Annotated in this window: 13 protein-coding genes; 1 reads left to right on the top strand and 12 read right to left on the bottom strand. The window is 68.5% G+C overall.

Annotated elements, in window-relative coordinates; genetic code table 11:
• Window positions 1-104: 104 nt before the first annotated feature.
• Window positions 105-3,575 (bottom strand): DNA polymerase III subunit alpha, encoded by a 3,471-nt coding sequence (dnaE, locus tag ACSQ18_RS05820; protein WP_436038390.1) that lies wholly within the window; start codon window positions 3,573-3,575, stop codon window positions 105-107.
• Window positions 3,576-3,684: 109 nt separating this feature from the next.
• Between dnaE and ACSQ18_RS05815 the strand changes: the two genes are divergently transcribed.
• Complete coding sequence (locus ACSQ18_RS05815) at window positions 3,685-4,158, top strand: NUDIX hydrolase (RefSeq protein WP_436036199.1); 474 nt, start codon at window positions 3,685-3,687, stop codon at window positions 4,156-4,158.
• Window positions 4,159-4,174: 16 nt separating this feature from the next.
• Here ACSQ18_RS05815 and ACSQ18_RS05810 read toward each other — a convergent pair whose 3' ends face one another.
• From ACSQ18_RS05810 to ACSQ18_RS05760, 11 genes are all read right to left on the bottom strand, one after another.
• Window positions 4,175-4,744, bottom strand: coding sequence for an N-acetyltransferase family protein (locus ACSQ18_RS05810; RefSeq protein ID WP_436036198.1), 570 nt, complete (start codon window positions 4,742-4,744; stop codon window positions 4,175-4,177).
• A gap of 41 nt (window positions 4,745-4,785) precedes the next feature.
• A complete protein-coding gene (locus ACSQ18_RS05805; RefSeq protein ID WP_436036197.1) occupies window positions 4,786-5,706 on the bottom strand; it encodes an RluA family pseudouridine synthase in 921 nt (306 codons plus the stop codon).
• 1 nt (window position 5,707) lies between these two features.
• Window positions 5,708-6,307, bottom strand: coding sequence for a signal peptidase II (locus tag ACSQ18_RS05800; RefSeq protein ID WP_436036196.1), 600 nt, complete (start codon window positions 6,305-6,307; stop codon window positions 5,708-5,710).
• A 9-nt stretch (window positions 6,308-6,316) separates the two neighbouring features.
• Complete coding sequence (locus ACSQ18_RS05795) at window positions 6,317-6,928, bottom strand: DivIVA domain-containing protein (protein WP_436036195.1); 612 nt, start codon at window positions 6,926-6,928, stop codon at window positions 6,317-6,319.
• Between the two features lie 136 nt (window positions 6,929-7,064).
• Window positions 7,065-7,367, bottom strand: coding sequence for a YggT family protein (locus tag ACSQ18_RS05790; protein ID WP_144807649.1), 303 nt, complete (start codon window positions 7,365-7,367; stop codon window positions 7,065-7,067).
• Between the two features lie 2 nt (window positions 7,368-7,369).
• On the bottom strand, window positions 7,370-7,828 hold the full coding sequence (locus tag ACSQ18_RS05785; protein ID WP_436036194.1) for a cell division protein SepF: 459 nt from the start codon (window positions 7,826-7,828) through the stop codon (window positions 7,370-7,372).
• Window positions 7,829-7,860: 32 nt separating this feature from the next.
• On the bottom strand, window positions 7,861-8,547 hold the full coding sequence (locus ACSQ18_RS05780; protein WP_436036193.1) for a YggS family pyridoxal phosphate-dependent enzyme: 687 nt from the start codon (window positions 8,545-8,547) through the stop codon (window positions 7,861-7,863).
• Window positions 8,548-9,687, bottom strand: a complete 1,140-nt coding sequence (gene ftsZ, locus ACSQ18_RS05775; protein ID WP_436036192.1) for a cell division protein FtsZ — start codon at window positions 9,685-9,687, stop codon at window positions 8,548-8,550. It abuts the gene before it with no gap.
• Window positions 9,688-9,867: 180 nt separating this feature from the next.
• Window positions 9,868-10,905 (bottom strand): FtsQ-type POTRA domain-containing protein, encoded by a 1,038-nt coding sequence (locus ACSQ18_RS05770; protein ID WP_436036191.1) that lies wholly within the window; start codon window positions 10,903-10,905, stop codon window positions 9,868-9,870.
• Between the two features lie 2 nt (window positions 10,906-10,907).
• Entirely contained in the window at window positions 10,908-12,320 is a 1,413-nt protein-coding gene (murC, locus tag ACSQ18_RS05765) for a UDP-N-acetylmuramate--L-alanine ligase (protein ID WP_436036190.1), read from the bottom strand.
• Window positions 12,321-12,424: 104 nt separating this feature from the next.
• Window positions 12,425-13,516 carry a UDP-N-acetylglucosamine--N-acetylmuramyl-(pentapeptide) pyrophosphoryl-undecaprenol N-acetylglucosamine transferase gene (locus ACSQ18_RS05760; protein ID WP_436036189.1) on the bottom strand — a complete coding sequence of 364 codons (1,092 nt, stop codon included), beginning with the start codon at window positions 13,514-13,516 and terminating at the stop codon, window positions 12,425-12,427.
• Window positions 13,517-13,526: the final 10 nt, after the last annotated feature.

Here is a 13,526-nt window from a genome sequence, read left to right as displayed (position 1 = left end):
GGGTGTCCTTTCGGCGTCGGGAGATCGCTCCGGAAAGCCTACCCGCCTCACCCTCGCCTCACCCGAGCCTCACCCGAAGGACGATCTGGAGTGCGGAGAACGCCTCACCCCAGACACTGCGGCCCGAGCAGGCCCTTGAGCTCGCCGTACAGGTCCACGGTGATCGCCACCGGGTGCGGCACCTCGAAGACCTTCGCCACAGAACCCTTGTGAAGCTTGAGGGTCACTTCGGTGGCCCCCGGATGACGCCCCAGCACCTCCGCGAGTTGCGACACGGTCGATTCGGTGGCGCGGTGCTCAGGGATCATCAGCACGAGCGGACCGGAGGCGTCGACGGAACCCAGATCGGGCGCGAAAGCCGACTGCCCGTGCAGGTTCAAGCCGTCGTCGCGGCGCGACACACGTCCGCGGACGACGAGGATGGCATCCTGCTGCAGCATCGACTGGAACTCGGTGTAGGTCTTGCCCATGAACATGACCGTGACCTCGCCGTCGAAGTCTTCGATCGTGATCATGCCGTAGGGGTTGCCGCTCTGCTTCGCTACCCGGTGCTGGACGCTCGTGACGAGCCCGGCGACGATCACCTGGTCGCCATCCTGCACGTCCTCGGAGGCCAGGAGATCGTGGATCGAGGTCGAAGCGTGCTTCGCGAGCGGCATCTCAAGACCGGCGAGGGGATGATCGGAGACGTACAGCCCCAACATCTCCCGCTCGAAGGCGAGCTTGTCCTTCTTCGTCCACTCGGGGCGCGGCGGCACCTTCGGCGGGACCGCCTCTTCTGCGGCGTCGTACAGGCTGTCGAAGTCGAAACCGATCGCCCCCTGCGCCTCGTTCCGCTTGCGGTCGACGGCCGCTTCGGTGGCGTCTTCGTGGATCTCCAGAAGTGCGCGGCGCGTGTCGCCCATGGAGTCGAACGCGCCGGCCTTGATGAGCGACTCGACGGTGCGCTTGTTGGCCACGTGCATCGGCACTTTCGCGAGGAAGTCGTGGAACGACGTGAAGGCGCCGTCGCCCCGCGCCTGGACGATGCCGTCGACGACGTTGGACCCCACGTTGCGCACGGCACCGAGACCGAAGCGGATGTCCTCGCCGACGGCTGCGAAGTAGCGGATCGACTCCCCCACGTCGGGCGGCAGCACCCGGATGCCCATTCGGCGGCATTCGTTGAGGTACACAGCCATCTTGTCCTTGGAGTCACCCACGCTCGTCAGCAGCGCGGCCATGTACTCCGCGGGGTAGTGCGCCTTCAGGTACGCCGTCCAATACGACACCAACCCGTAGGCGGCGGAGTGCGCCTTGTTGAACGCGTAGTCGGAGAACGGGAGCAGGATGTCCCAGAGGGCCTTGATCGCGGCGTCTCCGAAGCCGCGCTCCTTCATGCCGCCCGAGAAGCCCTCGTACTGCTTGTCGAGCTCGGACTTCTTCTTCTTGCCCATCGCGCGCCGCAGGATGTCGGCTTGACCGAGCGAGAAGCCGGCGACCTTCTGCGCGATCGCCATGACCTGCTCCTGATAGATGATCAGGCCGTAGCTGATGTCGAGGATGTCGCGGAGAGGCTCCTCGAGCTCCGGATGGATCGGGGTCACCTCCTGCTGACCGTTCTTCCGCAGGGCGTAGTTGATGTGGGAGTTCGCCCCCATCGGCCCCGGGCGGTAGAGCGCGATGACGGCGGACACGTCTTCGAAGTTGTCGGGCTTCATGAGCCGCAGCAGCGATCGCATGGGGCCGCCGTCGAGCTGGAAGACCCCGAGGGTGTCACCGCGGGTGAGCAGTTCGTAGGCCGCGCGGTCGTCGAGGGCGAGGTGCTCGAGGTCGAGCTCCTCGCCACGGTTCATGCGGATGTTGTCGAGCGCGTCGGAGATGATCGTGAGGTTGCGAAGCCCCAGGAAGTCCATCTTGATGAGGCCGAGGGTCTCGCACGACGGATAGTCGAACTGCGTGACGATCTGACCGTCCTGCTCGCGTCGCATGATGGGGATGATGTCGAGCAGCGGCTCGCTCGACATGATCACGCCGGCCGCGTGGACGCCCCATTGCCGCTTCAGCCCCTCGAGTCCGAGGGCACGATCGAAGACGGTCTTCGCATCGGGATCGGTGTCGACCAGCGCGCGGAACTCGCTCGCTTCCTTGAAGCGAGGATGCTGAGCGTCGAACATGCCGCCCAGCTCCATGTCCTTGCCCATGACCGCCGGAGGCATCGCCTTCGTGAGCTTCTCGCCCATGCTGAAGGGGAAGCCGAGAACGCGACCGGCATCCTTCAGCGCCTGCTTGGACTTGATCGTTCCGTAGGTGACGATCTGCGCGACGCGTTCAGAGCCGTACTTCTCGGTGACGTAATCGATGACCTCGCCGCGGCGGCGGTCGTCGAAGTCGACGTCGAAGTCGGGCATCGAGACACGATCGGGGTTGAGGAAGCGCTCGAAGATGAGGCCGTGCTCGAGCGGATCGAGATCGGTGATCCGCATGGCGTACGCGACCATCGAACCGGCACCGGAACCACGGCCCGGCCCGACGCGGATGCCGTTGTCCTTCGCCCAGTTGATGAAGTCGGCGACGACGAGGAAGTAGCCGGGGAATCCCATCTGAAGGATGATCCCGGTCTCGTACTCGGCCTGAGCGCGAACCTTGTCGGGGATGCCCTCGGGGTAGCGGTAGTGCAGGCCCTTCTCGACCTCCTTGATCAGCCAGCTGTCCTCGGTTTCACCGTCGGGCACGGGGAAGCGCGGCATGTAGTTCGCCGAGGTGTTGAACTCGACGTTGCACCGCTCGGCGATCAGGAGCGTGTTGTCGCACGCCTCCGGGTGATCGCGGAAGAGCTGCCGCATCTCGGCCGCCGTCTTGATGTAGTAGCCGTCGCCGTCGAACTTGAAGCGGTTCGGGTCGTCGAGGGTCGACCCGGACTGCACGCACAGCAGGGCCGCATGGGCGTCGGCCTCGTGCTGGTGCGTGTAGTGGGAGTCGTTCGTGCCGACCAGCGGGATGCCGAGATCCTTCGCGAGGCGGATGAGGTCGGTCATCACGCGACGCTCGATCGACAGACCGTGGTCCATGATCTCGGCGAAGTAGTTGTCCTTGCCGAAGATGTCCTGGAACTCGGCCGCCGCCGCCCGGGCGGCGTCGTACTGCCCGAGTCGCAGCCGCGTCTGCACTTCTCCCGAGGGGCACCCGGTCGTCGCGATGAGTCCCTTGCCGTACGTCTGCAGCAGCTCACGGTCCATCCGCGGCTTGAAGTAGTAGCCCTCCATGCTCGAGAGCGAGCTCAGCCGGAAGAGGTTGTGCATGCCCTCCGTGCTCTCGCTCCACATCGTCATGTGGGTATAGGCGCCCGACCCCGAGACGTCGTCGCTCTTCTGATCGGGGGAACCCCACGCGACACGCGACTTGTCCGTGCGGTGCGTGCCCGGGGTGACGTATGCCTCCAGGCCGATGATCGGCTTGATCCCGGCCGACTGCGCTGCGCGGTAGAACTCGAACGCGGCGAAGGTGTTCCCGTGGTCGGTGACCGCGATCGCCGGCATCCCGTAGTCGGCTGCGGCCTGCGTCATCGCGCCGATTTTGGCGGCGCCGTCGAGCATCGAGTATTCGCTGTGGACATGCAGATGAACGAAGGAGTCGGTTGCCACGGATCGAGTCTACGTTCCTGCGCCGACATCGCTCCGGGAGCCCGGATCTAGGCTGGACGCCATGGGCACCCCCGAATTCGTCACCGCGCTGCGCGCACACGTCGGCCACGCACCGCTCCCCCTCGTCGGGGTCACGGCGGTCGTCTTCAAGGATGAGAGGGTGCTGCTGGGGCGCCGCGCGGACAACGGTGCGTGGCAGTGCGTCTCCGGGATCGTCGACCCGGGCGAAGAGCCCGCCGATGCCGCAGTCCGCGAGTGCCTCGAGGAGGCGGGCATCGTCGTGAAGGCGACGCGTCTGGCGCTCGTGCAGCAGCTGCCCCGCGTGACCTACGCCAACGGAGATCAGGTCGACTACCTCGATCTCGTGTTCCGCTGCGACTGGGTGTCGGGCGACCCTTATCCCGCCGATGGAGAGCTGACCGAGGTCGGCTGGTACGGCCTCGGCGAACTCGTCGATGTCGAGCAGTTCCACGTGCGCAAGATCGCGCTGGCCCTCGCCGAGGATGATCCTGCGGTGTTCACGGGCGGCCGTTGATCCCGGACCACGCGCCCTAGCGGAGATCCTTGCGCATGAGGAGCCGGGGGAAGCCGTTGATCACGGAGTCGGTCACCGTCTCGACGCGGAATCCCGCTCGCTCGAACAGCGCGCGCGTGCCGACGTAAGCCATCGTCAGATCGACCTTGCGCCCGTCGTTGTCCACCGGATATCCCTCGATCGCAGGGGCGCCCTGGCTCCGCGCGTACTCCACCGCCCCCGCCAGCAGCGCGTGGGAGATCCCGTGGCCGCGGTGACCCGGCCGCACCCGGATGCACCACACGCTCCACACGTCGAGGTCATCGATGTGAGGGATCTTGCGGTTCGTCGCGAACGTGGTGTCCGCGCGCGGGTGCACAGCAGCCCAGCCGACCACGACATCACCCTCGTACGCGAGGACACCGGGCGGACCCTCCCCGAGGAGCCGGCGCACGCGCTCCCCTCGAGCAGGTCCCGACAAGGCGCGATTCTCTGCTCCCGGAATCCGGTAGCTCAAGCACCAGCAGACGTTGGAGTTCGGGTTCTTCGGCCCCACCATCACCGCGACGTCGTCGAACTCCGTCGCCGGACGCACTTCGATGCTCATGTCGTCAGGATGCCGCGGACCACCGACATCCGACAACCGTCTCACTCGCCGCGCAGAACGTCCAACGCGTGCGCCAGGTCGGCGGGGTACGGCGAAACGTTGGTCGTCCACTCGCCGGTGACCGGGTGGGCGAAGGACAGCTGATGCGCGTGCAACCATTGGCGCGTGAGCCCCAGCCGGGCCGACAGCGTCGGGTCGGCACCATAGAGAGGATCGCCCGCGCACGGATGCCGGTGGGCGGCCATGTGCACGCGGATCTGGTGGGTACGGCCGGTCTCGAGGTGGATCTCGAGCAGTGACGCGCGAGGGAACGCCTCCAGCGTCTCGTAGTGCGTGACCGAGTCCTTGCCGTCGGGCGTGACGGCGAACTTCCACGAGTGGGACGGGTGGCGTCCGATGGGGGCGTCGATCGTGCCGCTGAGCGGATCCGGATGCCCCTGCACGACGGCGTGGTAGATCTTCTCGACCTCCCGCTCCTTGAAGGCACGCTTGAGAGCGGTGTAGGCGCGCTCGCTCTTGGCGACGACCATGAGCCCGCTCGTACCGACGTCGAGGCGGTGGACGATCCCCTGACGCTCGGCGGCGCCCGTCGTCGCGATGCGGAAGCCCGCCGCCTTGAGTGCGCCGAGGACCGTGGGCCCCTCCCAGCCGACGGAGGGGTGTGCGGCGACACCCGAGGGCTTGTCGATCACGACGATGTCATCGTCGTCGTACACGATGCCGAGGTCGGGCACGGCGAGGGGAACGATCTCCGGCTCGCGGCGCGGCTCCCACCGCACGTCGAGCCACCCACCGGCCCTCAGGCGGTCGGACTTGCCGAGATCACGTCCGTCGAGACTGACACCGCCGGCATCCGCCACTTCTGCCGCGAAGGTGCGGGAGAAGCCGAGCATCTTGGCGAGAGCGGCATCGACGCGCACCCCATCCAAACCGTCGGGTACAGGAAGAGAGCGGGCCTCCACGTCAGTCCCGTGGTCCGGCCGACGCATCCGCATCGAGCTCGTCGCCAGCACCCTCGCGGCGCGCCTCCCTGCTTCCGTCGAGTCGTCGGCCGAGCAGCACCAGGAGCGCGACGGCGATCATCATCGACACGATGAAGATATCGGCGACGTTGTAGATCGCGGGCATCATCCACGGCGTGTGGATGAAGTCGACGACGTGACCCACGGGAAAGCCCGGTGCGCGGAACAGCCGGTCGGTCAAGTTGCCGAGGATGCCCCCCAGCAGCAGACCGAGAACCACGGCCCACAGCAACGAGCGGACGCGACGGAGAGTGAGGAACACCACCGCGACCGCGGCGCCGGCCAGCACCAGCGTGAACACCCACGTGACGTTCTCGCCGAGCGAGAAAGCCGCACCGGGATTGAACGTCAGATAGAACTGCAAGAAGTCGCCCCACACGGGAACCGGTGTGCGTTCGGGAAGCGTGGCGAGTGCGAGATTCTTGGTGAACTGATCGGCCGTCAGCACCGCTCCCGCCAGCAGAACGACGAGAACGGTGGACAGCGCGGCGCGGCCCGCCGAGGATCTCTCCCCGGCGGGCCGCGAGTGCGAACCTGTCAAAGGCGCGGCCTAGAGACCGGCGGACGACACGGCGGACGCGCCCGAAGACGTGCCGGTGACATCGAGGTCGCGAAGCTTCTCCTCGATGAAGCCGCGCAGCTGCGTGCGGTAGTCACGCTCGAACGTGCGGAGCTCGCTGATGCGCGACTCGAGCGTGGCGCGCTCGCTCTCGAGGCGGGACAGTTCGTCGCGACCCTTGGCCTCGGCCTCCGCGACGATGGCCGCGGCCTGCGCCTGCGCCTCGGAGATGAGCTTGTCCTTCTGAGCCTGGCCCTCGGCCACGTGCTCGTCGTGCAGGCGCTGGGCCAGCTCGATGATGCCGGCGGACGCTGCCGCGGGGGCGGCGTCGGCGGCGGGAGCCTCGGCGACGACGGGCTCCGGAGCGGCCTCGACGACGGGCTCCTCAGCAACCGGCGCCGGAGCGGGCGCGGCCTCGGCGGGAGCCGAACCGGACTCGTACGCGGCAAGCTTCGCCTTGAGCTCTTCGTTCTCGGCGATGGTCTTGCGCCACTCGACGACGATCTCGTCGAGGAAGTCATCGACCTCGTCCGGGTCGAAGCCCTCCTTGAAACGGACGTGCTGGAACTGCTTGGTGACGACGTCTTCGGGAGTGAGAGCCATGGTTGTTGTCCTCATTTCAGAGCTTCACGACGGAGCCGTTACGGGGGACCCGCGGTCGGCGAGCCGTATCCGAACAGCATAGTGCGACCTCCACGAGGTCGCGAGAAAGGGTGATGTATGCGCAGTGGGCACCACGTCACGACCGCAGGATGACTCCGGTGATCGACAGGAGCACGAAGCAACACAGCATCGTGATCGGAAAAGCGAGATCGATCGCGATCGCGCCGAGCCGCAGCGGAGGAATGAACCGGCGGAAGAACCGCAGGGGCGGATCGGTGAGCGTGAAGACGACCTCTGCCACGACGAGGAGCGCGCCTTTCGGACGCCACTCGCGATTGAACAGCGGGATGTACTCGAGGATCACCCGGGCCAGCAAGACCAGGATGTACAGCACCAGCACCGTGTTCACGATGCCGGCGATGAGACGAACGGCCTCCACGACTACGGGACGAAGGGAGCGGCCTCGGGGTCGGCCTGCACCAGAGCGCCGTCACCGGACACCGCGATGTTCTCGGGCGAGAGCAGGAAGACCTTGCTCGTCACGCGCTCGATCCGTCCGAACAGTCCGAGCGACAGGCCGCTCGCGAAGTCGACGAGACGCCTCGCGTCGGCGTCGCTCATCTGCGACAGGTTGATGATGACCGGGATGCCGTCACGGAACGCCTCCGCGATCCCCTGAGCGTCGCGGTACTGCTTGGGGTGCACGGTCAGGATCTCGCTGACAGCACCAGCCGCGGGCTGGCGCACGACCGCAGGACGGTGCAGCGGAGTCACGGGCGCGGTCTTCTCGACCGGCTTCTCACGACGGGGGGTGGCAGCGGCAGCAGGCTGCTCCTCGTAGATCTCTTCCTCGTCGGCTAGGCCCAGGTAGACCATGGTCTTCTTCAGCGGATTCGACATCGCATTCCTCCGTTTGCTCGTCTGTTTCGAGGTTAACCGGGCACCGCGCGCGGACCCGTGATTGCCGTCCCGATCCGCAGGTGTGTCGCGCCCGCCGCGATCGCTTCGGCGAAATCGCCCGACATACCCGCCGAGATCCACCCGGCATCCGGGACGACCCCGCGTACCGCATCGGCCGCAGCGGCGAGCCGCGCGAACGCCTCCGCGGGAGCCTCGCTGAGCGGGGCGACCGCCATGACTCCGCGGACGCGAAGCGACGAGCACTGCGCGGCGATGTGCTCGGCCAAGGGGGCCATGGCATCCGGAGCGGCGCCCCCGCGCAGGGGATCGTCGGTGAGATTGACCTGCAGGAGCACGTCGAGCGGAATGGCCGCGTCGGGGTCGGCAGCGTGCAGAGCGTCGGCGAGGCGATCGCGATCGACGGAGTGGACCACGGATGCCGCCGCACGGATGGCGCGTGCCTTCTTGGTCTGCGCCTGCCCGATGAAGTGCCAGACGAGGCCGTCGAGCGGGGGCAGCGAGGCGCGCTTCGCCGTGAGCTCCTGCTGTCGGTTCTCGCCCACATCGCGCACCCCGAGCGCGTGCAGACTCGTCACCAGCTCGGCGGGGTGGAACTTCGTGACGACGATCCGTGTGAGCGCCGCCGGGTCGCGGCCCGCCGCCCTCGCCGCATCAGCGATGCGAGCGTCGAGGGCGGCGAGCCGCTCCGCGAGATCCACTTACTTCAGGAAGTCGGGGACGTCGAGATCGTCGTCGCCGAAGACCGACTCGTTCGAGGCCGACGCGACGGACACCGGCACCGCGGGCTTCTCGTCGACCTCGGCGAGGTCGCGCGCCGCCTCGTCGGCCGGCACCGCGGGGACGACCGGGGCGCTGAGCTGCGCAGCGATCGGCTCGATCCTCGTCTGAGGCTCGCCGCCGTCGAATCCGGCCGCGATGACCGTGACGCGCACCTCGTCGCCGAGCGTGTCGTCGATGACGGTTCCGAAGATGATGTTGGCCTCGGGGTGCGCCGCCTCCTTCACGAGCTGCGCCGCGTCGTTGATCTCGAAGATGCCGAGGTTCGAGCCGCCCTGGATCGACAGCAGGACGCCGTGTGCGCCCTCGATCGAGGCTTCCAGGAGCGGCGACTCGACGGCGAGCTCGGCGGCCTTGATGGCGCGATCCGCGCCCCGCGCGGAACCGATGCCCATGAGGGCGGAGCCGGCTCCCTGCATGACCGACTTCACGTCGGCGAAGTCGAGGTTGATGAGACCCGGCGTCGTGATGAGGTCGGTGATGCCCTGCACACCGGCGAGGAGCACCTGGTCGGCCGTCGCGAACGCCTCGATCATCGAGATGCCGCGGTCGCTGATCTCGAGGAGACGATCGTTCGGCACCACGATGAGGGTGTCGACCTCTTCCTTGAGCTTCGCGACGCCGGCCTCCGCCTGGCTCTGGCGGCGGCGCCCTTCGAAGGAGAACGGCTTCGTGACGACACCGATCGTGAGCGCTCCGATGGACTTCGCGATGCGAGCCACCACGGGTGCGCCACCGGTGCCGGTGCCGCCGCCCTCGCCCGCCGTCACGAACACCATGTCGGCTCCCGCGAGAGCCTCCTCGATCTCCTCGGCGTGGTCTTCGGCGGCGCGGCGACCCACCTCGGGGTCTGCGCCGGCACCGAGGCCGCGCGTCAGCTCGCGTCCCACGTCGAGCTTCACGTCGGCGTCGCTCATGAGCAGTGCCTGAGCGTCGGTGTTGACGGCGATGAACTCCACGCCGCGCAGACCGAGCTCGATCATCCGGTTGACGGCGTTCACGCCGCCGCCACCCACACCGACGACCTTGATCACCGCGAGGTAGTTCTGGTTCTGGCTCATGCCGGCCTCCGTATCGTCCCGAACCACGTCTCTCGACGTACTGTCTAAACCTTCAACCTCAACAAGAGGTTTAAAGAATTGCCGAGTATGCAATTCCCGATCTCGAAGGTAAGCGCGCAGAAGGCGCACACCCCCCAGGCGGCGGGCGTGTCGCGGATCGCGTGTCGGAAGTCGGCCGAATCAGCGCACGACGACGGCGCCGGGCGAGGACACGTCGTAGCGCGAGACCTTCGACGGCGGCCGGGAGACCATGATCGACGCCAGCACGACGGCCTTCCGAGCCGACTCCGAGGCATCGCCCCAGACGATGTCCGTGTCCGTCTTGCCGAGGGTCAGCGTGACGTCGTTGGCCGTCGTGGCGCGCATCGCGGTGACCTGATCCCGGATGTCGCTCGGCAGCGACCGGTAGACCGTCCCGAGCGCCGTGAACGCCTTCGACGATACGCCCGTCAGCCCGCCGGGGACCGTGATCGCGGGGAACCCGCCCGGACGCTTCGGCGTGGTGGCCAGAGCCACACCCGCGGCATCCACGAGCGTGTAGCCGGCGCGCGACTTCACGGTGCCGATGGGCGTGCGCTCCACGATCCGCACGACGAGCTCGTGCGGAGGGCGAGCCTCCAGCGTGTACGACTCGACCAGCGGGAACGCGACGAGCGCGGCCTTGACCTCACTCGAGTCCACGAGAGGCAACGGGCGGCCCACCTGACCCGCCAGCGCCGTAGCGACGTCATCCGCGGAGAGCTGGTCAGTCCCCACGACACGCACCCGCTCCACCGCCAGCAGAGGGCTGTACGCGGCCCCGACCGACCCGAGCACGAGAAGCAGGACGGCGGACAGCGACGCGATCCACACCGTCCGTCGATGCCGCTGCCTCGCCGTGAAGCGGCGCACTTCCGCGCGCAGCGCGCGACGCCGCGCGCGCGCCGCCGCCCACACGTCTCGCGCCTGAAGCGGCGTCGTGCCGTCGTCCTCCGCCCCGGAGTCCGACGGCGAGACCTCGTCGGTGGAGGGCTCGCGCGGCAGGGTCAACGGCAGGATCGGGGCCGTCTCCCCCTCCGCGTCGTGCGCCGTCACTCGATCGCCGGAGACGGCCACGGCATCCGCATCGTCGACGGGCCTCCCCGACGACGGAGCCACCGGCAACCGGACCTCGAGCTCTTCGCCGGACGTGCCTTCGTCTCGTGCGGGCGGCGGCGGGAGCGGCGACGGGCGGCGCACGGTCAGTCCTGCTCGGCGGGCGGTGACGACTCGAGGGCGTCGAGCACCTGCGGAATGATCAGGTACACGTTGCCGCAGCCGAGCGTGATCACGAAGTCGCCGTCTCGGGCCACGGATGCCGTGTAGTCCGCGGCCTGCTGCCAGTCGGCGACGAAGGCGACCTTCGAGGCATCGTCGAACGCCCCGGAGACGAGCTCGCCGGTCACGCCCGGCACGGGGTCTTCCCGCGCGCCGTAGACGTCGAGCACGACCGTGTGGTCGGCGCGCGACTCGAGCACCTCGGCGAACTCACGGAACATCTCCTGCGTGCGCGAGTAGGTGTGCGGCTGATGGACCGCGATGAGCCGGCCGTCGCCGACGACCGTGCGGGCGGCATCCAGCGCTGCGGCCACCTCCGTCGGGTGATGGGCGTAATCGTCGTACACGCTCACTCCCCGGGCCGAGCCGTGGAGTTCGAAGCGCCGGACCGTGCCGCCGAAGCCCTCGACGGCGCGCACAGCGGGCTCCAACGCGTACCCCAGGGTGAGCAGCACGGCAACGGCCCCCGCGGCATTGATGGCGTTGTGCGCGCCGGGCACCGCCAGCTGCGCGGCGACGCTCTCGGAGCCGCGGACGATCGTGAACGCCACGGGCCCGTCAGTGGTGATGTCCACGACGCGCACGTCGGCATCTTCCGCCTCACCGAAGCTCACCACCGTGCGGTGGGAGAGCGCGTCGGCAACCCGACGCGCCCCGGCGTCATCGGAGGAGATGACCACCGCCTCGCGGGCGGCATCGGCGAACCGCACGAAACCGTCGTAGAAGGCGTCCCGGCTGCCCCAATGGTCCAGGTGATCGGGGTCGACGTTCGTGATCAGTGCGATCGACGTGTCGTACAGGAGGAACGTGCCGTCGGACTCGTCGGCCTCGATGACGAACAACTCGTCGGAGCCGGTGGCGCTGGAGACGCCGAGATCGGCGATCACTCCCCCGTTGACGAAGGTCGGCGCGCTGCCCAGCGCACGAAGGACCGTGACGATCATGCCCGTCGAGGTGGTCTTGCCGTGCGCGCCCGCGACCGACACCAGTCGGCGACTCCCGATCAGCCACGACAGCGCCTGCGACCGGTGGATCACGGCGAGGCCGCGCTCCTTCGCCAGGACGAACTCGGGATTCTCCGGCCAGATCGCGCCGGTGTGGATCACGGTGTCGACATCGACCGGGAGGTGCGAGGCGTCGTGTCCGACGTAGACGGTCGCGCCCCGCGCGGCCAGCGCACGGAGGGCGGCGCTGTCAGCGCGATCGGAACCCGACACGCGGATGCCTCGGTCGAGGAACATGCCGGCGAGGCCGGACATGCCCGATCCGCCGATCCCGATGAAGTGGGCAGCGGTGATGTCCTCGGGAATCGGGAGGCTCAGGTCGGGTCGAATCATGGCCCGTCAAGTCTAGGTCGCGCGAGATGGGCGGTCGCTGCGGCACGCTGCGCGACCGACTCCCCGACGCGCGACACGGTCGCGGCTCCGGATGGTGCGCCGCGTCAGCGACCCAGGGCCGCGTCGATCATCGAGATGACGTTCTCGGTGCCGCGGAGCGTTCCCACGCCCGCCGCGCGATCGCGCATCCGTCCGAGGGCCTCCGGATCCCGCAGGAGGGGCACGACGCTGTCACGCAGCCGCTCCGCGCTGAAGTCGGCATCCGGGATCAGCTTCGCCGCCCCCGCGCGGACTGCGGCGGCGGCATTGAGCGCCTGCTCGCCGTTGCCGACGGCGTACGGAACGTACACCGCGGGGATGCCGAGAGCGCTGATCTCGCTCACCGTCGCCGCGCCGGCCCGCGAGACGATCGCGTCGGCGACCGCGAACGCGTCGGCCATCCGGTCGAGGTACGGCACGACGTGATAGTCGGGATGTCTCGGATCGACGATCTCGTTGCGCTCCCCCGCCGCGTGGAGGATCTGCCAGCCCGCGTCGGTCACCGCCGACCACCCGCCGGCCACAGCCTCGTTGATCCGCCGCGCTCCGAGCGACCCGCCGAAGACGAGGAGAACGGGGCGAGAGGGATCGAGGCCGAACGATGCGGCGGCCGCCTCCCGCCGTGCGGCGCGATCGAGGTCGACGATCTCGCGGCGCAACGGCATCCCCACCACCCTCGATCGGCGCAGCGGGGTGCCCTCGAACACGGTCCCCACGCCGGCAGCCGTGCGGGCGCCGAGGATGTTCGCGAGCCCCGGCTTGGCGTTGGCCTCGTGGACGACGAACGGGATGCGTTCGCGGCGTGCAGCGACATACGCGGGCGCGGACGCGTACCCCCCGAAGCCCACCAGCACGTCCACTCCGCGCTCACGGATGTGCCCGCGGACCTGCGCGATCGCGCGGCGGAAGCGGGCGGGGAACTGGGCCGCGGCGGCATCGGGCCGGCGCGGGAACGGCACCTTGTCGACGAAGAGGAGCTCGTAGCCCCGATCGGGCACGAGACGCGTCTCGAGGCCCTCGCGGGTTCCGAGCACGAGGACGTCCGCAGCCGGGTCGCGCCGTCGCAGGCCGTCGGCGACGGCGAGCAGCGGATTGACGTGACCGGCGGTGCCACCGCCGGCGAGGAGATAGGTCGGCGCGGAGTTCGGATCGCTCACCGGATCGAGC

The sequence above is a fragment of the Microbacterium sp. LjRoot45 genome (assembly GCF_964253325.1).
Taxonomy (GTDB): domain Bacteria; phylum Actinomycetota; class Actinomycetes; order Actinomycetales; family Microbacteriaceae; genus Microbacterium.
This window is presented reverse-complemented; position numbering and strand designations above follow the sequence as displayed.